The sequence below is a fragment of the Natrialba swarupiae genome, assembly GCF_008245225.1.
In the GTDB taxonomy this organism is placed as follows: Archaea; Halobacteriota; Halobacteria; order Halobacteriales; family Natrialbaceae; genus Natrarchaeobius; species Natrarchaeobius swarupiae.
In genome coordinates this window covers 1-23,369 of record NZ_VTAW01000009.1, presented here as the reverse complement: position 1 = coordinate 23,369, position 23,369 = coordinate 1, and the positions used below count along the sequence as shown (strand labels likewise).

Annotated in this window: 23 protein-coding genes; 14 read left to right on the top strand and 9 right to left on the bottom strand. The window is 64.0% G+C overall.

The window, feature by feature from the left end; all coding sequences use genetic code 11:
- Positions 1 to 67 precede the first annotated feature (67 nt).
- On the bottom strand, positions 68 to 688 hold the full coding sequence (locus tag FYC77_RS08665) for an FxsA family protein (RefSeq protein WP_149081110.1): 621 nt from the start codon (positions 686 to 688) through the stop codon (positions 68 to 70).
- A gap of 135 nt (positions 689 to 823) precedes the next feature.
- Between FYC77_RS08665 and FYC77_RS08660 the strand changes: the two genes are divergently transcribed.
- Complete coding sequence (locus FYC77_RS08660; RefSeq protein ID WP_149081109.1) at positions 824 to 2,479, top strand: DUF255 domain-containing protein; 1,656 nt, start codon at positions 824 to 826, stop codon at positions 2,477 to 2,479.
- An 81-nt stretch (positions 2,480 to 2,560) separates the two neighbouring features.
- Positions 2,561 to 3,364 carry a TrmB family transcriptional regulator gene (locus tag FYC77_RS08655; protein WP_149081108.1) on the top strand — a complete coding sequence of 268 codons (804 nt, stop codon included), beginning with the start codon at positions 2,561 to 2,563 and terminating at the stop codon, positions 3,362 to 3,364.
- Between the two features lie 89 nt (positions 3,365 to 3,453).
- On the opposite strand, the gene mptA is transcribed toward FYC77_RS08655, so the two are convergent.
- Complete coding sequence (mptA, locus tag FYC77_RS08650; RefSeq protein ID WP_149081107.1) at positions 3,454 to 4,386, bottom strand: GTP cyclohydrolase MptA; 933 nt, start codon at positions 4,384 to 4,386, stop codon at positions 3,454 to 3,456.
- Between the two features lie 253 nt (positions 4,387 to 4,639).
- Here mptA and FYC77_RS08645 point away from each other — a divergent pair, with 253 nt between their 5' ends.
- The 3 genes from FYC77_RS08645 to ftsZ all read left to right on the top strand — a co-directional run bounded on the left by FYC77_RS08645 (position 4,640) and on the right by ftsZ (position 8,362).
- Positions 4,640 to 5,584, top strand: coding sequence for a calcium/sodium antiporter (locus tag FYC77_RS08645; RefSeq protein ID WP_149081106.1), 945 nt, complete (start codon positions 4,640 to 4,642; stop codon positions 5,582 to 5,584).
- Between the two features lie 90 nt (positions 5,585 to 5,674).
- Positions 5,675 to 7,057, top strand: a complete 1,383-nt coding sequence (locus FYC77_RS08640; RefSeq protein WP_149081105.1) for a D-aminoacyl-tRNA deacylase — start codon at positions 5,675 to 5,677, stop codon at positions 7,055 to 7,057.
- 159 nt (positions 7,058 to 7,216) lie between these two features.
- Positions 7,217 to 8,362, top strand: coding sequence for a cell division protein FtsZ (gene ftsZ / locus FYC77_RS08635; RefSeq protein ID WP_149081104.1), 1,146 nt, complete (start codon positions 7,217 to 7,219; stop codon positions 8,360 to 8,362).
- A 185-nt stretch (positions 8,363 to 8,547) separates the two neighbouring features.
- Here ftsZ and FYC77_RS08630 read toward each other — a convergent pair whose 3' ends face one another.
- The 3 genes from FYC77_RS08630 to FYC77_RS08620 form a co-directional block, all read right to left on the bottom strand.
- On the bottom strand, positions 8,548 to 9,621 hold the full coding sequence (locus FYC77_RS08630; RefSeq protein WP_149081206.1) for a glutamate-cysteine ligase family protein: 1,074 nt from the start codon (positions 9,619 to 9,621) through the stop codon (positions 8,548 to 8,550).
- A 48-nt stretch (positions 9,622 to 9,669) separates the two neighbouring features.
- Positions 9,670 to 10,434: a M14 family metallopeptidase gene (locus FYC77_RS08625; RefSeq protein WP_238386854.1), complete on the bottom strand. Its 765-nt coding sequence runs from the start codon at positions 10,432 to 10,434 to the stop codon at positions 9,670 to 9,672.
- A gap of 298 nt (positions 10,435 to 10,732) precedes the next feature.
- The gene (locus FYC77_RS08620; RefSeq protein ID WP_149081102.1) at positions 10,733 to 11,065 is read right to left on the bottom strand and encodes a 2Fe-2S iron-sulfur cluster-binding protein; all 333 of its coding nucleotides are present in this window, start codon (positions 11,063 to 11,065) and stop codon (positions 10,733 to 10,735) included.
- A 226-nt stretch (positions 11,066 to 11,291) separates the two neighbouring features.
- Here FYC77_RS08620 and FYC77_RS08615 point away from each other — a divergent pair, with 226 nt between their 5' ends.
- Complete coding sequence (locus tag FYC77_RS08615) at positions 11,292 to 12,671, top strand: S8 family peptidase (RefSeq protein ID WP_149081101.1); 1,380 nt, start codon at positions 11,292 to 11,294, stop codon at positions 12,669 to 12,671.
- Between the two features lie 54 nt (positions 12,672 to 12,725).
- Here the strand turns inward: FYC77_RS08615 and FYC77_RS08610 are convergent, their stop codons facing one another.
- The 3 genes from FYC77_RS08610 to FYC77_RS08600 all read right to left on the bottom strand — a co-directional run bounded on the left by FYC77_RS08610 (position 12,726) and on the right by FYC77_RS08600 (position 15,500).
- On the bottom strand, positions 12,726 to 13,838 hold the full coding sequence (locus tag FYC77_RS08610; RefSeq protein ID WP_149081100.1) for a pyridoxal-phosphate-dependent aminotransferase family protein: 1,113 nt from the start codon (positions 13,836 to 13,838) through the stop codon (positions 12,726 to 12,728).
- A gap of 100 nt (positions 13,839 to 13,938) precedes the next feature.
- Positions 13,939 to 14,988: a DMT family transporter gene (locus FYC77_RS08605; RefSeq protein WP_149081099.1), complete on the bottom strand. Its 1,050-nt coding sequence runs from the start codon at positions 14,986 to 14,988 to the stop codon at positions 13,939 to 13,941.
- A 188-nt stretch (positions 14,989 to 15,176) separates the two neighbouring features.
- Complete coding sequence (locus tag FYC77_RS08600) at positions 15,177 to 15,500, bottom strand: nuclear transport factor 2 family protein (RefSeq protein WP_149081098.1); 324 nt, start codon at positions 15,498 to 15,500, stop codon at positions 15,177 to 15,179.
- 133 nt (positions 15,501 to 15,633) lie between these two features.
- Here FYC77_RS08600 and FYC77_RS08595 point away from each other — a divergent pair, with 133 nt between their 5' ends.
- The 4 genes from FYC77_RS08595 to FYC77_RS08580 all read left to right on the top strand — a co-directional run bounded on the left by FYC77_RS08595 (position 15,634) and on the right by FYC77_RS08580 (position 19,250).
- Positions 15,634 to 17,493 (top strand): Rieske (2Fe-2S) protein, encoded by a 1,860-nt coding sequence (locus tag FYC77_RS08595; protein ID WP_149081097.1) that lies wholly within the window; start codon positions 15,634 to 15,636, stop codon positions 17,491 to 17,493.
- A gap of 50 nt (positions 17,494 to 17,543) precedes the next feature.
- Positions 17,544 to 18,089 (top strand): DUF367 family protein, encoded by a 546-nt coding sequence (locus FYC77_RS08590; RefSeq protein WP_149081096.1) that lies wholly within the window; start codon positions 17,544 to 17,546, stop codon positions 18,087 to 18,089.
- 25 nt (positions 18,090 to 18,114) lie between these two features.
- Positions 18,115 to 18,264: a 50S ribosomal protein L40e gene (locus FYC77_RS08585; RefSeq protein ID WP_124194562.1), complete on the top strand. Its 150-nt coding sequence runs from the start codon at positions 18,115 to 18,117 to the stop codon at positions 18,262 to 18,264.
- 239 nt (positions 18,265 to 18,503) lie between these two features.
- Entirely contained in the window at positions 18,504 to 19,250 is a 747-nt protein-coding gene (locus tag FYC77_RS08580; protein ID WP_149081095.1) for a mechanosensitive ion channel family protein, read from the top strand.
- Between the two features lie 18 nt (positions 19,251 to 19,268).
- Here FYC77_RS08580 and FYC77_RS08575 read toward each other — a convergent pair whose 3' ends face one another.
- On the bottom strand, positions 19,269 to 19,880 hold the full coding sequence (locus FYC77_RS08575) for an MBL fold metallo-hydrolase (protein WP_149081094.1): 612 nt from the start codon (positions 19,878 to 19,880) through the stop codon (positions 19,269 to 19,271).
- Between the two features lie 133 nt (positions 19,881 to 20,013).
- On the opposite strand from FYC77_RS08575, the gene FYC77_RS08570 reads away from it, so the two are divergent.
- From FYC77_RS08570 to FYC77_RS08555, 4 genes are all read left to right on the top strand, one after another.
- On the top strand, positions 20,014 to 20,190 hold the full coding sequence (locus FYC77_RS08570) for a DUF5786 family protein (RefSeq protein WP_149081093.1): 177 nt from the start codon (positions 20,014 to 20,016) through the stop codon (positions 20,188 to 20,190).
- The gene (locus FYC77_RS08565; protein ID WP_149081092.1) at positions 20,187 to 20,771 is read left to right on the top strand and encodes an endonuclease dU; all 585 of its coding nucleotides are present in this window, start codon (positions 20,187 to 20,189) and stop codon (positions 20,769 to 20,771) included. The genes FYC77_RS08570 and FYC77_RS08565 overlap by 4 nt, the downstream gene beginning before the upstream one ends.
- Before the next feature lie 105 nt (positions 20,772 to 20,876).
- On the top strand, positions 20,877 to 22,394 hold the full coding sequence (locus FYC77_RS08560; protein WP_338016487.1) for an outer membrane protein assembly factor BamB family protein: 1,518 nt from the start codon (positions 20,877 to 20,879) through the stop codon (positions 22,392 to 22,394).
- Positions 22,391 to 23,032 (top strand): hypothetical protein, encoded by a 642-nt coding sequence (locus FYC77_RS08555; protein WP_149081090.1) that lies wholly within the window; start codon positions 22,391 to 22,393, stop codon positions 23,030 to 23,032. The genes FYC77_RS08560 and FYC77_RS08555 overlap by 4 nt, the downstream gene beginning before the upstream one ends.
- Positions 23,033 to 23,369 lie beyond the last annotated feature (337 nt).

Here is a 23,369-nt window from a genome sequence, read left to right as displayed (position 1 = left end):
GCTCTGCACTGAATAGTTGCTGGGTGGTACGTTTAAGCGTTTCTTTCCGTGGATGCCGTGAGAACCGCTAGCGAGCGTGGCGATCGCGCTCATCGTCGTCTTTCGTGTCCGATGATCTCGAGGCGTCGTCGCCGAAGTCGATCGTATACGAGTCGCTGCCGTTGTCGACGCTGTAGGCATCCTCGCCGAGGTCGTACGTGTTGGTGTCACTCGAGCCGGCGTTCGCGCTGGCGCTCGAGCCCGCCTGTCCGACGCCCTCGCCCTCCGGGAAGCCGTAGGTCCAGACGGTACCGCTGACCAGCCCGTCGGTCTTCTTGTCCGCGTAGGGGACGATCACGAACCGCTTGAGGCCCGCACGGATGGGGATTCGGGTAAGCGGGAGCACGAGCAGGAAGCCGATGAGGTCGGTCACGAGCCCGGGCGTGAGCAAGAACGCGCCGGAGGCGATCAAGAGCCCGCCGTCGAGCAACTCGTTCGTCGGCGGCTCGCCCTGGGCGAGCGTTCGTTGCATCTTGCGAAGGGTCCGCCGACCCTCGGCGCGCACGAGCAACATCCCGATCAATCCAGTGAGGACGACGAGCAGAACCATCCCGATCCAGCCGAGTACCTCGGTCTGGCTCACGACGATCGCGAGGATCACCGCGTCCAGAAACGGGATGAGCAACAGCGCGAAGATCCACCGGAGCATGCCCCGGTATAGCCGACCGAGGGTCAAAACCCTTTACTCTCGAGTCAGGTTCAGTTGCCGCCGTCGGACCGGCGGCGTGATCGCTGTCGACCCGTGAGCGAAGGGCTTACGCCTGGGACGCCCGGACGATTCGGTATGAACGACGAGACACGCGTCGAGTGGCGCGAGTGGGGCCAAGCGGCGTTCGACGAGGCGGCCGAGGCCGACGTCCCCGTGTTACTCTCGCTCACCGCGACGTGGTGCGATCACTGCCACGAGATGGACGCGGAGACGTACGCGGAGCCACGCATCGCAGCGAACGTCAACGACAGCTTCGTTCCGATCCGCGTCGACGTCGACCGCCGACCCCGTGTTCGAGACCGGTACAACATGGGTGGGTTCCCCTCGACTGTCTTTCTCGCCCCCGACGGCCGGGTGCTGACGGGCGCGGGCTATCTCGGCCCCGACGGCATGCGGCAGGTGCTCGATAGCGTGCGTACGATGTGGCAGACCAAAGGCGACGGTGCGGCCCGCGTCCCGCGGTCGCTGCGCGAGGACGATCCGCCGGCTGGCGACCTCTCGCCCGACGTCGAAGCTGCAATGCTCGGTCAGCTGACCGAGACTTACGACGAGGTCGCCGGCGGCTGGGGCGGGAGCCCGAAGTTTCCGCTCCCCGACGCCCTCGAGTTCGCACTCAAGCGCGATCGAGAGATGGCGCTTCGGTCGTTCGACGCGCTGAGCGCGAACCTCCTCGACGAGTACGACGGGGGATTCTACCGGTTCGCGACCGAGCGCGACTGGTCGGGACTCCACTACGAGAAGCTGCTCGACTCGAACGCCGCGTTGGTCCGCGCGTTCGCGAACGCGTATCTCCACACCGGTGGCACGGAGTATCGCGAGCCCGCAGAGCGAACGATCGAGTTCCTGACGACGACGCTGTGGAACGACGACGTCGACGCCTTCGCCAACAGCCAGGCACCCTGCGAGGACGCCGCCCACGGGCTCGACGCCACCGACCGCGCGACGGCACCCGAGCCGCCGATCGACGACGGCGTCTTCGGCGGCCCGAACGCGCTCGCGATCGAGGGGCTCCTGACGTACTACGCCTACACCGACGACGACCGCGCCCGCCGGTACGCCGAGCGCGCACTCGAGACGCTCCGGGCTGAACTCCTCGCCGACGGCGTCGTTCGACACGTCCACGGCCGGGCCGTGGCGGACGACGGCGAGTCGGCCGAGCCGACGTGTCTGCTCGCGACCCAGGCGCGAGCGCTGTCCGCCCTGACGACTGCCGGGAGCGTCCTCGAGACGGACGCGTTCGCAGACGCGACGTCGGTCGCGGACGCGACGATCGACCGACTCCGCGACGGAGACTCGTTTCTCGACGGACCGGCGTCGGGTGTCGGTTTGCTCGAGCGCCCGCTGCGACCGCTCGACTCGAACGTCGCGTTCGCGGACGCGCTGGTCGATCTCGCCGTCCTCACCGGCGAGGATCGCTACCGGACCGTCGCGCGCGAAACGCTCGAGTCGTTCGCCGGCGCGAGCGATCGGTTCGGCGTCCAGATCGCCCGGTATGCGACGGCGGTGTCGCGGCTGCTCGAGGGCCCGCTGGTGATCCGGGTCGGCGACAGCCCCGGATCTGACCTCCACCGGGCGGCGTTGCGCATGGCCGACCACGAGAAGGTCGTCGTCCCGGCGGCGACCGACGACCTCGAGTTGGGGATGGCCCGCGTCGAGTTGAACGAACGCACGTCGGCGGCTGTCGAAACTCCCGAGAAGTTGAGTGAGCGCGTCCGAGACGTTCTCGACTGATAGCGACTCTGGACCGCAGTTGCACACGGCCGCACAAAACTACCACAGTGTTTATATTTCTCCGGTGGCTCCTCTCACGATATGGCCAGTCTCAGGGATCTCGGACTCTCGGAGTACGAAGCGCGGGCGTATCGGTCGCTACTACAGACCGGCCCCACAACGGCCAAGGAGTTGTCTCGTGCGAGCGACGTCCCGATGGGACGGATCTACGATGTGTTGAACAACATCGAGCAGTACAACCTCGTCCGGAGTCAGACGGCGAGTCGACCGAAAAAGTACGTCGCAGTCGAGCCCCAGACCGCGCTCGACCGTCTGCTCGAGGACAAGAAACGCGAACTCGAGGAGAAGGCCGACCAGTACGAGTCGATCGTCGACGATCTCTCGAGTGAACTCGACGCGGCCGAGCCGGTCGAAGATCAGTTCTGGACGGCCGCGGTCGGTCCGGAGGAGACGACCGATCTCCTGTTAGAGCGGCTGGCAGCGGCCGACGACCGGATCGTGATGGTCGCCGCCGATCCGGTCCCCGAGCGGGACATCCAGGCGGTCAGCGAGGACGTCACCGCGGAACTCGAGGACGCCCTGGACCGCGGCGTCTCGATCGACGTGTTGATGACCAGGCATTTGGTGTCGTCGCTCTCCGAGAAGGTCGGCGAGCGGTACCGGGGGGTCCTCCAAAACCGGGCCGAATTCGACGTTCGGACGACCGACGACGTAACCGGCTCGTTCAACCTCATCGACGATATCGAGGTCTGCATTCAGGTCCCGAACCCGCTCTCCTCGGGCGACGCGTTCGGGATGATCGACCTCAAGGATCCGGAGTTCGCCGCGAACGTCCGCGAGGAGTTCGTCCCGCGGTGGGAAAACGCGGAGCCGCTGACGTTTTGAGCAGGCTCACTGAGAGGGTGTCTGCGATGACCGATTGTCGGTCGATCGCCTGCCTGTGATCGGACGGCACGGACCCAGCGAAGTCGGTATCAACTCTCGCCGTTGACTTCCTCGCGCAGCCGTCCCATCTCGACGACGCGCTCGGCGTGGGCGTTGTGCTGGTGGATCGACTCGTCGTTCGACTGTTTCATCGTGATGACGGCGTCGTCCGCGAGATGGTCGAACTCGTCGACGACCCCCTCGGCCATCGAGCGCACGCAGTCCTCGACGAACTTCGCGTCCGAGTGTGCCGCGAAGGTCATGTGATCCTCGTCGGGGCGTTTCGCGAGGTTGTAGATGCGTGCGCTCATCGCGTCGCGGGCGATGTCGATCACGTCGTTTAAATCGACGTCCGGATCGCCGGCCGCCTCGACGGTTAGCGTCGCGTGGCCCCGCTGGGAGTGACCCGGCTGTGGAACTTCCTCTAAGAACTCGGTTATCGTCTCCTCGTCGACCTCGAGATTCTCGAGCGTCTCTTTTGCTCGCGCGGCGGACATCCCCTGCGAGCAGGGACAGACGGTCATCCCCGTCACCTCGGCACCAATTTCCTCGCGGGTGCCCTCGTCGGTCGCCGTCGCGGCGGCGACGATGTCGACGGTGTGTTGGGTCTCGCGGTCGGTCGCCGGCGTCTGCTCGCGGCGCATGAACTCCGCTGTCATCGACACCTCGGCTTTCGACGTGTAGTCGTGTTTCTCGAGTAAGCGTTCGGCGGCGTCGCCACAGACCTCTTCGACGCGGTAGGCCTCCTCGCGGGTCGCGTCCTCTAAGATCTCGTCGATGACCTCCATGTTGCGGCTCATGTCCGCGCCCTTGCGCCAGGCGGGCAGATCGACGAAGACCTCGAACTCCGCCGTAAAGACGAGCGGGCGCTTGTCCTCGCGGGCGATCTTGACGAGCTTTTCGACGCCGGTGACGCCGACCTGACTCAGACCGACGGTGACGTCGGGCGAGGTCGCCTGCACGTCCGGAAGCTGGTGACTCATTGCCCGTACTCGGGCAAGCGGCCGATTAGGCCTTTCGGAAGGGGCACCTCGACGGAAAGGAGAGTCGCGGTCCGTGCTCGAGGCGAACCTCGGCTGAAGACGCGGCGTCCGTCGACCGACCACTCGAGTTCCTTTAAGTGCTTCTGGTCACAAGGTGAAGATACGACGGAAGAACGGTCGATTCTCGAGGTCGTTTCGTGCCGAGTGACGACGTTCCGGACCGCTTTTAGGCCGCTCTCGAGTAGACGCCTCCATGCTCTCCGGGACGGCCGGCGCCCTCGTCTTCCTGGCTGCCGGCGCGGTCGCACTCTACGCCGGAGCCGAGCTACTCGTCGCCGGGGCCGGTCGGCTCGCGCTGGGGATCGGACTCCGCGCGGCGACGGTCGGCGTGACGGTGATCGCGTTCGCGACGACCGCGCCCGAACTGTTCGTCGCGACGATCGGCGCGCTCGACGTCTCGACGGACCTGGGGCTCGGTGCCGTCCTCGGCTCGAACGTCGCCAACATCGGACTCGTCCTCGGAGTCGCGGCGCTCGTCAAACCGCTCTCGGTGACCGAACGGGTCATGCGACGACACGTCCCGTTCATGGTGTTCGCCGCCCTCCTACTCGTCGTCCTCGGGGCCGACGGTGTGATCGGACGCCTCGAGGGGGTGATCTTTCTGCTCGTCCTGGCTGGATTCACGGCGTATCTAGTGTACAATGTGGGTGCGGATCCGGCACCTATCGCCGAGGAACCCGATGCCGGCGAGGGAATCCGGGGGCGGGACGTCATGCTTGTCCTCGGTGGATTACTCGCGCTCGTGGTCGGCTCGCGATGGCTCGTCGCCGGCGGGAGCGATCTGCTCTTCGCGCTCGGTTTCTCCGAGTTGTTCGTCGGACTCACCGTGTTGGCCCTCGGTACCTCGCTTCCCGAACTCGCGGCGTCGGTCGTCGGTGCCGTCCGCGGCGAGACGGCGTTCGCGATCGGCAACGTCGTCGGCTCGAACATTTACAACGTCTTGGCCGTCCTCGGCATCGTCGCGATCATCACCCCCATTTCGATCGCCCCCGAAACGCTCCGATTCGAGTTCCCGTTCCTGGTCGTCTTCACGCTCGTTCTCGTCGCGATGATGGGCTACGGTCGTCGACTCTCGCGGATCGACGGCGCGATCCTCGTCGCCGGCTACGGTGTCTTTGTCTACCTGCTGATACCCTGACACAGCTAGCCTCGCGACTCCGGGGCAACTGCGCCGGACCGTCCCGTCCGAAATCCGGCGATTTAACGCGGTCGGTCACCGAAACCGGATATGACTGACATCGCGATCGTCGAGAGCCGGGCCGACCGCGCGTCGACGCACATCTGCGATCGGCTTCGTGACCTCGAGTCCTGGACGGAACGGACGGACGGGGGCCGTCCGGACGCCGATGGCGGCGGAACGTACTACTGGACCGATGGGTTCGAACTCCGCTCGTTCGCGGATCTGCATCTCGAACTCGAGACCTCCGCTGCGGCCTTCGACTGCGAACCCGATCTGCTCGTCTTCGCCTCGCGTCACGCCGGCGACACCGGCCCGCTCCTGACGGGACACTTTACTGGTAACGTCGGCCCGGCGGAGTACGGCGGCGACGATTTCGCCGTCGCCGAGGCCTGCCCGAACGCGCTCGTCCGTTTGCTCGAGGCGTTCGACGAGTACGCGCCCGACGGCTACGACGTGGGAATGGAGTGTACCCACCACGGGCCGACCGACGTCGGCTGTCCGTCGCTGTTCGCCGAACTCGGGAGCGACGACGAGCAGTGGGACGACCCCGACGGCGCGGAGGCAGTCGCTCGCGCGATCCTCGAACTTCGGGGTGTCTCGCCTCACGCCGAGCCGATCGGGGCCGGGTCGACGGGTGGCGGGGATGGTGACCCGACTTTCCGCCGGCAGATCGTCGGCTTCGGCGGCAACCACTACGCCCCCAGGTTCGAGCGAATCGTCCGCGAGACACCGTGGGCCGTCGGCCACGTCGTCCCCGACTGGGCGCTCGCGGAACTGGGCCATCCGTCGGCACACGCGGACGTCCTCGAGGCCGTCTTCGCGGCGAGCGGGACGCAACTCGCGGTGATCGACGACGACCGACCCGTTCTCGCGGAGACGATCGAGGAACTGGGATACCGGATCGTCAGCGAGACCTGGCTTCGCGAGGTCGGCGACCGGCCCCTCGAGGTCGTCGAAACGGTCGAGAGCCGTCTGGGAACTGTCGAGGACGGGATTCGATTCGGCGAGCGAATCGCACCCTCGGTCGCGGTGATCGATCTGCCGACCGACCTCGTCGACGTCGCGGAGGGGATCGACGCCGACCGGGTGCGCGAGATCGTCACGTCCCACACCGTCGCGTTCTCGACCGAAAACGGCGGTAGTCGCGTCGGGGCTCGCGCGGCGGTTCCCCAAGGCGATACCGACTCGAGGATCGCCATCGGCGAGGCGCTCGCGGACGTCCTCGCCTCGACGTTCGATTCCGTCACCGTCGAGGATGGCACTGTCGTCGCGGCGGAGGCGGCGTTCGATCCGGAACTAGCGAGGAAGGCAGGCGTTTCGGAGGGACCTGCGTTTGGCAAACTCGCGAACGGCGAGGCGGTCACCGTCGATGACGAACGTATCACGCCCGAGAGCGTTCACGTCGATCGAACGCATCGGTTCCAGCTATAAACTGACAGAGACCTGGTGGTAATGTTCAGATACCAAGTGACTGCGACGAGATATCGAATAGATATATGTTGTATACGTAATCGAATAATAATGTGTCAGACACACGGCTGACGTGTAGGGGAAAGGTAATTATGCTTCGCCCTTTAGAAGGTCTCAAGAATGGACTCACTCATCGACGACGCCATCGACGAGGCCGAGGACGGAGAGCCGGCGGAGGCTCTCGAGGACGGCCAGTCGGCGGACGAGTCAGCGAGCGGCCGAGAATCGGGGACGATGACCGACGAGGAACTCGCGGACGTTCTTCAGGATCTCCAGACCGACATCACCGTCGTCGGCTGTGGCGGTGCGGGCGGTAACACGATCGACCGCATGGACGAGGAGGGCATCCACGGCGCGAAACTCGTCGCCGCCAACACCGACGTCCAGCACTTAGTCGAGATCGAAGCCGACACGAAGATCCTGATGGGTGAAGAGAAAACCGGCGGCCGCGGCGCTGGCTCCCTGCCACAGGTGGGTGAGGAGGCCGCCCTCGAGAGCCAACAGGACATCTACGACGCGATCGATGGCTCCGACATGGTGTTCGTCACGGCGGGACTCGGTGGTGGCACCGGCACCGGTTCCGCTCCCGTGGTCGCCAAGGCTGCTCGCGAGGCCGGCGCGCTGACGATTTCGATCGTCACGACGCCGTTTACAGCGGAAGGCGAGGTCCGGCGGACGAACGCCGAGGCGGGCTTAGAACGGCTTCGTGACGTCTCCGATACGGTGATCGTCGTCCCCAACGACCGCCTGCTCGACTCCGTCGGCAAACTGCCCGTTCGCCAGGCGTTCAAAGTCTCTGACGAAGTCCTGATGCGCTCGGTCAAAGGCATCACCGAACTCATCACGAAACCCGGCCTCGTCAACTTGGACTTCGCCGACGTTCGCACGGTGATGGAACGCGGCGGCGTCGCCATGATCGGTCTCGGCGAGTCCGACTCGGAAGCGAAAGCCGAAGATTCGGTGAAGACCGCGCTCCGCTCGCCGCTGCTCGACGTCGACATCTCGGGTGCGAGCTCCGCGCTCGTCAACGTCACCGGTGGCAACGATATGTCCATCGAGGAGGCCGAAGGCGTCGTCGAGGAGATCTACGACCGGATCGATCCCGACGCTCGTATCATCTGGGGAACCTCGATCGACGAGACCCTGGAGGGCAGCATGCGCACGATGATCGTCGTCACCGGCGTCCAGTCGCCCCAGATCTACGGCCGGCCGGAGGGCGAGGCCGTCCAGCCCGAGATGGGCGACGACATCGACTTCGTCGACTGAGAGTTACGTTCAGAGTCCATTACCCGGCTTTGGGATCGCCACTTCCGGCGAGACGAACACCATCACCGACGGGCACAGCGAACGCCTGCTGGCGTCGTCCCGAGCGTCCCTGTTCTCCGGCGCAGTTTCGGATCATATATCGGATGTCTGTCACACAAGTGAGCGTGTACAGATGGTAGAAAACATCAACTTCTCGTTAAGTCATCCACGTCTCGTCGCAGTCGTCTCCCGTATCGAAGGCGAATTTCACGGGCTTCGTCAAGACTGACGTACTCGTGCCCGTCAATTTTCTGTGTGAGTGGCTCGTATTCCCGAACGTCGAACCCCATTCGCTCGAGGTACGCAGAGAGCTCTGATGACTCTCTCCCATCGTGTATCGCTTCCTCGACGTAGTCAAGTACGGCATCGAATTCGGGAATCGTGATTCTCTCTTCTGTCACGTTACCGGTGGCGCCTTCGATACGAACTTCTGCGTGATGGAGCTGCTCCATTATGGTACCGATTTCCTCGGCTAGACGGAGAATCTGGCTCGGAAGCGACGTGTCGGGTGCGCGCCACTCGACGGTTGGCATCTCGTCACGTAATCTGACTGGCGTCCACACGATATCTTGTGGGGAGAAACTGGCATCGATATCGTTTTCTTCGACTCCCTCGTTCATGGACGCTCGTTTGAACGAATCGAAGAGCCGGTCGAGTTGTCTCTCCCACTGTCCGACGGTATTGACGTAATCCCAAAGCTGGCCGTGTAGGGGGAAGTATTCATAACACTTCTTCCGGTAAATATATGCGCGAGCACTGTTTGCAACCCGCTCCCCCTGGAAGTACGGAGAGGAATTCAACAGGCATAGCGCCGGATCGAGGCTGGCAAGTACGTTGAGTTGATCTGTGACGTTTCGCTTCTCGAAATGGAGATGCGTCCCGGCACAGTGTTTCGCGTAGGCAAAGTTATCGCCGAGCACACGCTTTTGTATCCGGCTTCGTTCGCTGGGTCGAACCTCGATCGATTCACTATTGAGTGGCGTCCCGAGCGGGACGAGCATTTTGTCGAGTTCGTCGGCTTTGAGGAGGAGCTCGTCTAGTAGTTCGACGAACGTCGATCTCAGTGCCGAATACGTCTCACATGGTGGGGTTTTCACCTCGAGTAGCGGATACACGAACTCCTCCTCGACGAACGCCGAATACTCCGTGAGCTCCCCTGGATCCGCGAGCGCGCCGTCCTGATCGACGACCCAGTACTCTACTTCTATGCTTTTTTGCATCGATTTGTTATCCTTCTGACTATGGCTCATGGTGATCGCACCTCGTTCCTAATTGAGCAATATCTCTCGAACCCGTTCGAGTGAGTCCGCTATTTTGGCTCCCTTGTAGCCGAAGATCTCCGAGTATCCATCAGCTGACATCAATATCGGGTGAAACGGGTCATCTGTGATCAGTCCCCGTCCATCGACGCTTGCATACGTCGTCCCCGCTGGGACTGATTCGAAATTCGTGACGTGAACCTCGTAGGATACCCCGGACGGTTTTCCAATCGGGTCGGCCATATGGAAGAAATTCGGGTCTGCGGTGGGTGGTTCACCAGGCAGAGCATCCACTAGCTTGAGAAACGCTTCGGCTTGGTGTTCGGCGGCCACGGCCGCTTCCTCTGTGCCCTGTGGACCGACTTCGATTTCGACGGAGAGTCCACAGGACGTGATCGCCCCCTCGTTTACACCCCAGTGGTCGACGACGTGTGGGACGGGCATCCGCGCTGCAAGATCGAACTGGCGGGGCTGAGAACGGTGGATGAGTGCAAACGGTGTGGGCTGGGAGTGGGTACCGTGCAGTGAGAGTGTCGTACGGTCCTGAACCAACTTTCGGAGGTGAGCGGCGAGTCGTTGCTCACGATCACCGGTTGGGTTGCCAGGGAAGGCACGATTGAGGTCCGAGTCCAGATATCGTTCACCGGCGTCGACTGCGGCCGGATTGGCGACGACGAACGCGACACCCCGCTTTAGGTCGAGGTCCGCCTCCCGCAAACGGCGTACTGCACGGACGCCGCCGGTCTCGTCGCCGTGGATACCACCAACAACCACAACCTCCGGCTCTCCCGGACCTCGAGTGGTCACATCGAGTGGGGTCGTTTCATTTTTCACGTTCTTCCCTCGAGTTGGAGGGAGACATCCCGATACCGTTAAACTTCTGTCTCTCAGACTACTCTAGGAACGCTCATTTAACCCAAAATAAAAAGTATATCACATATTTTCTGACGTCACTCTCGGTTGACCGCTTGATGGATCTCGGGACACGTTGATACTCGACGTCAACAGCGGGACGTACGATACGGCCTGCGATGAGTCGGTTCCAGCGGATCGCAGAACGGTCGGCGATCGGTCAGTCGTCGGCCGCCGCCGTCTCGCCGCCTTCGGCCTCGAGGTCGCTTTCGATGCTCGGCGGGTAGACGCCGCGCTCGAGTCTCAGGTCGGATTGTGGGCGGGCCATACAGGTCAGGGCGTAGTTCTCGGCTTCCTCCTCCGTGAGGCCGCGTGCGGCCGGCTGGGTGACCTCCCCCTCGAGGACTTCGGCTGAACAGGCCAGACACATCCCGACGCGACAGGAGTATTCCTGGGCGATTCCCTCCTCGAGACACCGGCTGAGAATGGTTTCTTTCTCCGAGCAGGTGATCGTCTCCCCCGTCCCGACGAACTCGATGGTGTACTCAGTCATGCGAGTCGCTACGGAGGACCGGACTAAAACTCTTTATTACGGATCTGACCCGTCGGATACGACGAAAGTCCGGGAGTCGGACGCCTCTTCGGCCGTTCCGGCCTGCCCGGGTGAACCTCGGCGTCGTGTCGAAACTCACGCGAACCTGCTATGACACGCTCGAGGTCACCGACGCGAGAGCAGCCCAGACAGAAGACTTATTCTTCAGCTTCATAGTCCAGGTTCCATGACTCTCAGCCGTCGTCAGCTCCTCCAGTGTGTCGGCGCCGGGGTTACCCTCGCAACCGTCGGGAACCCGGTATCGGCGTCGCCGCCAGCGTCGACGACGGAGACTCGAAGGGTGTTCGTCCACCCGCGGAACGGGCTGCTCGGCGACCTCCTCGACGTGGTCGAGGCCGTCGGTGGCCGGACGCTCCTCGAGTACGACAACTTCGAGTTCGTCGTCGTGGAGGTTCCGTCAAACCGCCTCGAGGAGCTCACGGACGCGCCGGCGGTCGCGTTCGTCGAGGACGACGGCGAGACGAAAATTCCCGACGGCTGGTCACCGTCGCTCCTGGAGTTTCTGTTGGGGCCGGATCGTTCGGACTGTTCCACTCACTCCGACCAGCGAGCGCCGTGGGGCCTCGAGCGGATCGGTGCCGACGAGGTCGACGCGGACGGCGCCGGCGTCGACGTCGGCATTCTCGATACGGGGATTCAGACCGATCACTGTAGCCTCGAGGTCGCGGGCGGTCGGAACTTCACGGGCTTTGGATCGCCAGGTGACTACGAGGATCGCCACGGACACGGGACCCACGTCGCCGGTATCGCCGGTGCGCTCGACAACGGCCTCGGCGTCGTCGGGACGGCGCCGAACGCGGACCTCTATGCCGTGAAAGTGCTCGACGACGACGGAAACGGGCGGTACAGCGAACTGATCGCCGGCATCGACTGGTGTCTGTCGAACGACGTCGAACTCATCTCGATGAGCCTCGGCGGCGAAACCGAGAGCGCCACGGTAGCCGAGGCGATCGAGACCGCACACGCCGCCGGCCACCTGCTGCTCTCGGCGGCCGGAAACGGGGGGAACCCGGGGAACGGCTCCTGTGAGGCGGAAACGATGACCTATCCGGCGACCCACGAGAACGTCCTCGCGGTCGCGGCGATGGACGAAGACGACACGTTGGCATCGTACAGCAGCGTCGGCGACGCCGTCGATCTGCTGGCGCCGGGGACGGACGTCGAGTCGACGTTCGCCGGCAACGAGTACGCCGAGGCCAGCGGAACCAGCATCGCCTGTCCGTTCGTCACCGGCGTCGCGGCGCTGGTCTGGGAGCGCGAGCAAGCCGATGGGGCGGGTTCGAACGAGGCAGTTCGGCGGACAATCACCGAAACCGTGGAGCCGGTCCTCGAGAGCTGCGAGGACGGCCACGGGCTCGTCGACGCTCGGGCAGCGCTCGAGGCGGAGACGGACGGCGACGACTCGCTCGCGGATAGCGGAGAGGGTAGTACGTCCACGGATGGGAGCGAAGATGGCGGGCTCGTCGGCCGGGCCGGAACGGCACTCGAGTGGGTTTCGGACGCGATCACGGGCGTTCTCGAGTGGGTTCGCGGGCTGGGTCGGTAGGCAAGTCCGCCCGCTACACGCACAACGGCCGGGGGACCGAGGTGTCGCTGGTGACTACAGCCCGGCGACGTCCTCGATGGCGTCTGTCAACGCCTGGATCGACTCGAGGTCGTGTTCGCCCATGTGACCGACACGGAACGTCTTCTCGCCGAGTGCGGAGCCGTAGCCATTGGAGAAGACGAAGTCGTACTCCTCGCTGACGGCGTCGATAGTTTCCGCGACGTCGATCCCCTGGGTGTTCTCGATGCAACTGACCGTCTGGGACTCGTAGCCCCCTTCGGGGAACATCTCGAAGTGCTCGTTGGCCCACTCGCGGGTGTATTCGGCCATCTCGCGGTGGCGCGCGTCGCGGGCGTCGTGGCCCTCGGAGAGCATGTGTTTCATCTGCTTTCGGTAGGCGAGCATGACCGGGATGGCGGGCGTCGAGTGAGTCTGGCCCTTCCGGTCGTAGTAGTCGAGCGTGCGCTGGAAGCCGCCGTACCACGAGGCCGAGTCGGACTCGAGTTCCCGTTCGTAGGCGTCCTCGCTGACGACACAGACGGCCAGGCCGGGCGGCATGGCGAAGGCCTTCTGCACCGAGGTGAAGATGACGTCGATGTTGTGTTCGTCGATATCGACGTAGTCGCCGCCGAGCGCGGAGACGGCGTCGACGACGAAGTAGGTGTCCGGATACTCGGCGACGACGTCACCGATCTCCTCGACTGGGTTGCGGACGCCGGTCGAAGACTCGTTCATCACGCACGTGACGACGTCGTACTCGGTGTCGCTTCGCTCGAGCACCTCGCGGACGTCGCCGGGTTTGACCGCTTGCCCCCACTCGTACTCGAGGGTGTCGACGTCCTTGCCGAGGCGTTCGGCGACGTTGGCCTGGCGCTCGCTGAAGCTCCCGCAGGTCGTCACGAGGAGGTTCTCGTCGACGAGATTCAGAATCGAACTCTCCATGAACTCCGTGCCCGACCCCGTCAGAACGATGACGTCGTTGTCGGTGTCGAGAAACTCCTTGGTGTCCTCGACGATGGTCGTGTAGAGGTCGGTCATCCGGTCCATCCGGTGGCCGAACATCCGCTGGCTCATCTCGTCGATGACGTCCTCGCGGACCTCGGTTGGACCTGGAATGTACAGCGTCTTGTCGGGATAGTCGTCCCTGTATTCGCGTTTCTTGGTCACGGAACCACCTAAGTAGAGAGTACTGTATCACGAAAGAGTATGGTACTTTTGGTGGCGCTCGAACAACGAGTCGTATTCAGCGCAGTCGAGTGAACGGCGGTCAGTCGGCGGCTGGTGCCCCACAACGGGTGTCAGCGGAGGGTACCGCGACGAAGACGTTGCCGTCTCCGTCGACGACGACTCCGTTTTCGGCACACGGATCTGCGGGTACGACGCCCGATACTGGTGGGCGGGAGGGGCCGTAGCCGACGACCGGTCCGGCCGTCTTCCAGAGGGTGTCGATCTTGCAGAGTGCGAATCCGACGAGGATCAACGCGAAGCCGACGATCGTCGTGAGCGTGACCGCTTCCCCGAGAACCACCCAACCGACCACCACCGCGACGACCGGCGCTGCGTAGTTGATGAGACTGGCTTCGGTTGCCCCCACCCGCTCGAGCAGAGCGAAGTACAACAGGAACCCACCGGCAGTCGAGACGAGTCCGAGATATGCGATCGCACCGACCGTCGCCGGTGTCGCGGCCGACATGCTCGCGATGTGCTCGCCCGGGTGGGCGAGGCTCAGCGCGTGCAAGAGCACGGCACCGACGGCCATCGCCCACGCCTGCAGGGACATCGTCGACAGCGTCCTCTCGGTTCGCTCGAGGATCACGGAGCCGACCGCAAACGAGAGCGCGGCCGCGAGCAGCAATCCGATGCCGAGTGCCTGTCCGTCGAGCGAGCCTCCTGCGGTGGCGATGGCGACGATCCCCGCGAGACCGACGACCAATCCGAGGACGGCCGGCGCTCGAACGCGGGCCCGTGGCAACACCGCGAGTGCGAGTGGCGGCGTCAGGATCGGGATCAGGCTCATGACGATAGCCGAGACCGCACTCGAGACGTACGACTGGCCGAGAAAGAGGAGGGCAAAGTGCGCGCCGACGAGCAACCCGCCGCCGACGCCGATCGCGATCCAGTCGGCGTTCGTCCGCGGTCGCCACTCCAGCCCCATCGCGAGGACGATACCTGCAAACACGACCGCAGCGACGTCGAATCGCAACGCGGCAAAGAGAATCGGCGGAAGCGACTCGAGTCCGATCTCGATCGCCGTAAACGCCGTCCCCCAGGCAACCGCGAGCGCGGCAAAGAGGAAAACGTCTCTGTTCACGTTCATTTATATCGTTACGGTCTCCCGGGTACTTGTGAGTTTAGATCCGTCGCTATAGAGGGTGTGTGTCCCAAATTCAGAGAGAAATGGTATCGTGGCACGTGCCCAGTTTGGGTGTGTTACTCAGTGAACCGATATAGTCTCGAGTCCGTTGGGTGGGGTCCTCGCGTTCGGAACAGAGCCGGTCGAGAGGATCACCTGGAGTACGTCTCGAGTTCGACGATTCGCCCGTCCTCGAGTTCGAAGAAGTCGGCGAACTCGAACAGGGGGTCGTCCGAATCGAGGACGCGGCCGCGAGCCGCGACCGTCTCACCTTGGCCGACGATGGCAACCAGTTCGTGAGTCGTGTTCGGATTCGGACGGCCCTCGCGCATGAACCGGACGAACGACTCGCGGTCCGGGAACGACCGGTCGGGACGCCGTTGTACGAATCCCGGGGCGAGCACGTCCTCGAGCGCGTCGTACTCGTGGTCGTCGAGTGCGTCGTAGTACCGCCGAACGACCGACCTCGAATCCATCGGAAAGACGTTTCGTCGCTGTCGTAAAAAGTCTGGTACTCGGTGGGTACGCTCGAGGTGGCGGATATATCTATTTCCACACACAACCCATATTCAGCAAACGCTTACACGGTCGGACGGCGTTCGACGACCCGTGCCAACAGCTGATGATTTCCACGCGGTCGCGTCACTCGAGGACGTCGAGGCGTCCGGCCGCGAACTGGCGAGCGTCGAGGGAACGCCGATCGCGATCTTCGCCCACGAGGGCGAGATCCGGGCCGTGAACAACCGCTGTCCGCACATGGCCTTTCCGCTGGTCGAGGGCACCGTCGACGACGGCATCCTCACCTGCCACTGGCACCACGCGCGGTTCGAACTCTCCTGTGGCGACACGTTTGACCCGTGGGCCGACGACGTGCCGACGTACCCCGTCGAGGTCCGCGATGGAACGGTCTACGTGAACCCGAACCCGCCGCGGGACCTGCCACCCGACGAACACTGGGCCGAACGGTTAGAGACCGGACTCGAGGAGAACCTCCGACTGGTCGTCGCCAAATCGACGATCGGGTTACTCGACGCGGGCATCGACTTCCGCGACCCCGTCGAGACGGCGCTTTTCTTCGGTACTCGGTACAACGACTCCGGCTGGGGATCGGGGTTGACGATACTCGGTTGTATGGCGAACGTGATCGGCGACCTCTCACCCGAGGATCGAAAGCGAGCGCTGTACACCGGTGTTCGCCACGTCGCGGACGACTGTGCGGGCGAGTCGGTGAACTTCGACCAGCCGTCGTTTTCGACCGACGCGGTCCCGTTCGATCGGCTGAAATCCTGGTTTCGTGACTGCGTCGAGGTGCGCGATCGGGCCGGCGCGGAACGCTGTCTGCGCACTGCCGTCGCAACCGGTCGCTCCGAAGCGGAACTCGCTGAACTCGTCTTCGCCGCGGCGACCGACCATCCCTACCTCTCGGACGGCCACCTCCTCGACTTCGCGAACACGGCGTTCGAGGCGCTCAAGCACGTCGACGGCTTCGACGATTCCGGTGATGTGAGCGGCCGAGGGAACGAGCCGATCGCTGGCGACGCCCTCGCCGCGGTCGTCGAACCGATCAGGACCGCGGCGCGAAGCGACGAACGCTCGGCGTGGCGCCAGCCGATCGACCTGATCGCCCTGCTCGAGGACGTCTACGGCGGCGACGTCTCCGAGACGAGCGGGCTCGAGGAGCTAGTCGAAGAAGGGGCGGGGACGTCGTGGTCTCGCCCCGACGGATTCCGATCGGCCCTGCTCGCGGACGATCCCGAGGCGATCGTCGACGCGCTCGCGGACGCGGCGGCCGAGGGGGCGACGAGCGAAGAACTCGCAGCCGAGGTCGCCCACGCCGCTGCGACGCGGGTCGCCCAGTTTGGCACCGCCAACGAGTTCGGCGACTGGAACACGGTTCATCACACGTTCACCTACGCCAACGCCGTCCACGTAGCGACGCGGCGAACCGACGCCGTCGAACTCTACCGCGGCGTCTTCGATGCCGGCATCTCGGTCTACCTCGATCGCTTTCTCAACACGCCACCGGCACCGATTCCCGACGCTGGCGAGGAGGACACCGGCCGGGACCCGGACGCCATCCTCAAAGACCTGCGCGAAACGTTCGACGTCGACGGCGAGGTGAACGAATCCGGACGGCTCGTGGCCGAATTCCTCGACTGTGGGGGCAAGTCCGCCGACCTGAGGCGAACGCTGGGCCACAGCCTCCTGTGCGAGGACGCCGGCTTCCACACACTCCAGAACCTCGAGGCCGCGTTCCGACAGTACGACCTCGCCACGGCGGAGGCCGCGGCTCGTGGGGATCGCGCCGACGGCGTCGACGTCGGGAGTGCGCTCGAGTCGCGCCGTCGAATTCCACTGATCGCGACCGCCCGGTACATGTCCGCCCACTTCCCGACGCGACGGGAGGCCGAGCAGACGTTCACCATCGCTACGCGGCTCAATCGAGGCGAGGCGATCCACGAGGGATAATACGGCACCGGTCCGCGGTGCTTTTCTTCCGGTCGTTCGTACGACCACCCGTGGAGTGTCACGTCTACTACGAGGGCGACGACGATCCGAAGAAGTGTACGGCGCGTCGCCTCGAGCAGTTCGACGAGGCGATCCTCTACCGACGGATGGAACAGGTTCCGTACGGGATCGTTCTCAACCCCCACGCGGAGCAAGCGCTCTCGCCGGCGGATCTCGAGGACGGCCTCGGTACCCTCGTCGCGCTCGACTGCTCCTGGGAGTCCGCGGAGGCTGCCTCGTTCCGGATGAACGGCGTCCACCGTGCCCTCCCGTTTCTCGTCGCCGCGAACCCGGTCAACTACGGTCGCCCGTTCCAGCTCACTACCGTCGAGGCGCTCGCTGGCGCGCTCTCCATCCTTGGCGAGCCCGAGCGTGCGGCCGAAATTCTCGAGCCGTTTCGGTGGGGCGAGACATTCTTGACGCTCAACGAGGAACCCTTGCGCCGGTACCGCGACTGTGCGGACTCGACTGATATCGTCGCCGTCCAGGACGATTATCTCGCCGACGACGGGGACGACCACGACGAGGGGGACGAACGGAGCGATCACAGCGGTTAAATGGACGTCGGCCCAACGGCCCGATATGGCCAGCTTCGACGCCGCAGAGAAACGGACGCTCGAGAAGATGATCTGTATGCGCTGTAACGCACGCAACCCGAAAGATGCCGACAATTGCCGCAAGTGTGGCTACGGGAACCTCCGCCCGAAGGCGAAGGAAGCTCGAGCGGCGTAATCGACCGCCTGCGGTCCGGTTTCTTCCGCGTATTCCAGGTCGAGTAGCCGCTTCACTCCGAATCGAACGAGCCGTCTCCGACTTCCTCGAACAGATTCTGGCCCAACTTCTAATCAAAAATACTATCTTTCCTCCGTTTAATTACCGAATGAGATGTTCGAAGGAAATTGCGGTATGAAACAGGAGGAACGCGAACGATTGACAGACGAACGTGAGCGACTCTCGGGAGGTGAGCAGTGATGTACTCGTATCCGTTGCTCGTCGACGGGATTCGAAACGCTCTCGAGGGCCACGTCGTCGGCCTCGTCGAGTTCTTTCCGATTCTCCTCGTCTTCGGGCTCATTCTGTTGCTCGGAGCCGTCGTCGCGAGCAAAGTCCAACCGATCGTTACGACGCTCGGCCGGCGGATCGAACTCGACGAGAAGGTCCGCCGGACCCCCTTCGACGCGCTGTTTTCCGACGGGGAGGTCGCCGTCTCGCGGACGTTCGGACTGCTCGCCAGGTACTACGTCCTGCTGGTCACGTTCTTTGTGGCGATAGAGTGGCTCATCCACCGATATGCGTCGGTTTCCACGAGGTTCATCTCAAATTGGGCGGTCGAGTTCTTCGGCTACGTCCCGCCGATTCTCATGGGGACCGTCGTTCTCTTTCTGGGCTTCTATCTCGCCAGTCACGCCGCCGATCAGGTCCGACAGTCGCCGGTTGCGAAAGGGACCGGTTTCTCGCCGGCGCTCGCCCGTGGGACGAAGATGATGCTGTACTTCGTCGTCCTGGTCATCGGTCTCGATACGATGGGTGTCGACGTAACGATCTTGCATACGTTCGCCCAGGGCATCGCCTACGGCGTGGGGCTGGCCGTCGCGCTCGCAGTTGGCATCGCCTTTGGCTGGGGCGGAAAGGACTACGTCGCCGAGAACATCGAGAACTGGCTCGAGAACTCGAAACAGGTCGCTCACGAATCGCCGGCCGCAACGAGCGACGACTAGCGCCCTGCCCAGACCGGACTACTCGTCGGGGTACTTCGGCTCGCGTTTCTCCGCGCGCTCGAGGGCCGTCTCGACGACGTCGCGGACGTCGCCCTCGAAGACACCGCCGTGGCCGGCGTACATCCGGGAAACGCCATCGGGCATCCGCTCGAGCAGCTCCTCGATGCTCTCGATGAGCCGCTCGCGGGACTGGCCGGCCATGTCGGTTCGGCCGAAGCTTCCGTAGTCGAACGCGCCGTCGTCGTGGACGACGACATCGCCGGAAAACAGCGAGCGATCGGAGACGAACGAGACGTGATCGTCGGCGTGGCCTGGCGTGGAGACGACGTCGAACGTCTCGTCGCCGATCGTCACCTCGTCGCCGTCCGCGAGTGGGTGCGTCCGAGCCGGGTGATTGGCGTAGGCGTAGACGTCGGGATCGAACGCGTCGACGACCGCCTCGAGCTGTGAGACGTGATCGCCGTGTTGATGGGTCACGACGACCGCATCGACGTGGTCGGTGTGCGATCGAATCTCCTCGACGACGCCGTCCCAGGCTCCCGCATCGACGAGCGTCGTCTCCGCGCTGACCGCCAGGAACGCGTTGCAGGTGAACGTCTCCGCATCCTCGGTGACGTGATGAACCTCCATGACCGAACGCTCGCGTTCCGGCGTCAAAACGGTGGCGTCGTCCGAACGGTTCCGCTGGTGTTTATTTCACGATATCAGAGGATACAGCTATCACCGCGGAACTTTTCAACTAGGGACCCGTGTGTTACCACGTATGGGATTCGGGAGCTACGACGAATCCGAGCAACAGGACGTTGACGCTGATTTTGACGAAGACGACGGAGTCAAATCCGGACAGAATAGTCACGAGGGGACGATCGAGTTCGAGAACGGCGCATCCAGCGACGAGCTACTCGATCGGTTGAAAGAGATCAAAGACGACACGGAGTGACGAAACCAGGAACGCGGGCGCTTGGCATCGCCGAATCGTACCAGAGCAACCGGAGCCAGAGCACGCTCGCCGGCGCCGTCGTACGCGCCGACGGCGCCGTCGTACGCGCCGACGGCGTCGTAGACGGACTCGCCTACGGCTCGTGCACCGTCGGCGGCACCGATGCAACCGACGCAGTCACGTCGCTCGTCGACGACACAGCGCGGCCCGACGCCCGGTACGTCCTGGTCGGTGCCGTCGCTCCAGCCTGGTACAACGTTCTCGAGCTCTCGACGATCCACGAGCGGTGTGACCGTCCCGTGATCGCGGTCACGTTCGAGGCGAGCGATGGTCTCGAGGACGGCATTCGCGAGGCGTTCGACGGCGCGGCCCTCGAACACCGCCTCGAGGCGTACCACGACCTTCCCGAACGGCGGGCGCTGTCACTCGGCGACGACACCGTCTACGCCAGGGCCGTCGGCTGTGAGTTCACGACGGCCACGGAGGTTCTCGAGGCGTTTACCCACTCGGGTGGCCGCCCCGAACCCATCCGTGTCGCGCGACTGGCTGCTCGAGCCGCCGACCGGTACGCACCGGCGTAAGCCGGTCTGCCGTCCATCTCTCAACTGGGTTACTTCGAAGTAGGCGTATGAGTTACTTCGATCGTAGCTAACAGTCAAGCGTTCCCCGGCCAACGCGTCGATATTGTGGAACTGAGGGCGCGTGAACGCGACGATCAACGTAATAGTCGGTGGGGGGCTCTTCGTAGAACCCGACCGAGGAACTTAGAAGACGCGACGGAAGGCCGGTCGGGTTCGACTCGACGGGACGTTCTCCGGGCGAGTGTCGGAGTGGCGATGGCGGGTGTCGCTGTCGCCGGGGCTACCGAGACAGCGGCTGCAGGCGGGACTATCGAGTGGACCTACGAAGCCGATCAGCGGGCCCGGACTGCACCGACGGTCGTCGACGGGACGGTCTACGTGGGGATGTCGGAACAACCGAGCCATCGAGTGCACGCAATCGATGCGGCGACCGGCGACCACCGGGAGGCGATCTTCCAGGATCGGCCGGTCAATGCAGCGACCGTCGTCAACGACGTCCTCTTCGTCGCCCAGGACGGCGGAGACGCCGCCGTGGAAGCTTACGACGCGGCGACCGACGATCGGCTCTACAGCGTCGACGTGGAGTACGCCCCCAGCACACAGCCGGTCGTCTTCGACGGGATGATCTATCTCGGAAGCGACGACGGCGTCGTCTACGCCCTAGACGCGTGGACGGGTGAACGCGAGTGGCTCTTCGAAACCGACGATAGCGTCGCCTCGACGCCACTCGTTGCCGACGGGATCGTCTACGTCGGGTGCGACGATGCCCACCTCTACGCGATCGACGCCGAGACGGGCGAGGCGGAGTGGGCGTTCGCGGCAGACGGACCGATTCGTTCCTCGCCAACCATCGCAGACGGAACAGTGTACGTCGGCGAGGTCGGAAGTCGACTGCTTGCGATCGATGCCGAGGACGGCGACCTGTCGTGGGAGTACTCGCTCCAGTCGTCCGAGGTCAGCGCCTCGCCGACCGTAGCCGATGGGGCCGTCTACGTCGGCGACTGGGAAGGCTATATGTACGCAGTTGACGCCGAGGACGGGAGCGAACGGTGGACACTCGACGTGACCGACGAGGCACGTGCGACGCGAGGCGATGGCGAACGAGTGCGTTCGTCCCCAACCGTCGCGGATGGGCTCGTCTTCGTCTTCAGTGACGACGGATACCTGTACGCGATAGATACAGAACGCGGCGACGTCGACTGGCGGTTCGATACCGAGACTCCGATCGGTCTGATGCAGCACGCGCCGTCTCCGACCGTCGTCGACGGTATCGTCTACTTCTCGAACGATACGACGGTGTACGCCATCGATGCGGGTATTGCTGGCTCGGGTGCGGGATCGCGGATGCAGTACGGAACACTCGGTCACCACGACACCTGGGCGGAGACAGCGGCGGCGGCCGACAGACCCTCACTCGAGGAGATCCATCAGCCGCGCGACGTCGGCGGTGGGTCCGGAGACGACGATGGCTCGGCCGACGACCCAGACAGCACGGACGACGGCACAGCTGGGTCCGGTTCGGACGACAGCTTGCCCGGTCTCGGCGTCGCCAGCGCGCTCGCGAGCATCGGTGGAGTGTCGTATCTGCTGGCCCGACGTGGGACGACGAAGAGCGAGCGATGAGCGAGCGACTGACGCGGCGTCGACTGCTGATCCTCTCCGGAGTCGGCGTCGCCACTGGACTGGCCGGATGTACGAGCGACGACGGGAGTGACGGCGATACCAGCGACGACGGAAACGGCAATGCAGACAGCTCGACCGACGAGGGTGACGACGCACCTGGCCAGCACGGAACCGGATCCGGAGGCGACATCAACTACGGAGAGTCCTACGTCTCAGAGATCGACCTCCACGAAGCTGGCTCTCCGGAGATCTCTCAGACCCATTACGAGGGAGACCACTACACTCGCACCGAGTTCGGCAACGGCGAGGTGGTCGAGTCATACCACGTCGACGGCGAGACGTACGGGATCGTCGAGGGGAACTGCGTCATTACGGACGATCCGGCGGCGGAAACCTCCGTGCCAGACATCGAGAACCCACAGGGCGTCCAGGACTCGCTCGAAGCCACCGAAACGACGACCCTGAACGGCGACTCCGTCGAGGTGTACGAACACCCAGAGGAGGACGCCCGCTGGTACGTCGACACCGAGACCGGGTACCCCGCTCAACTCGAGACGGACGTCGCGACGGTAACCTTCCACTCGTGGGGCGACACCGACCCGATCGACAGCCCCGAGGGAGAGTGTATCGAACTCTAGGACTCGATCCAGTCCGCCGGGAGCCGGGTAGTAAACCGACTCGGCCCAATATGCGGTCGTATCGTCGCTTTCCGCCATCCGGATGACTTCGATGCTACTACCGTCGACGCGATACGACCCGCTCGTGGTGTTGTTCGCCACAGAAATATGGGCTCGGGCGGGTTCGAACTACGTCGAGACGTGCTCACTTCGTTGCGCGCGACTCGTCTACTTCGAACCGCCTCGCATCACGTTGCTGTCGCTCACGGATTGTTCGCGACGAGCGTGTCATAGAAACGTTCTCAACGAAGGCAGCAGGGTGTGGAAACTGTGTCCAGCAGCGCCACAACCCTGCAAG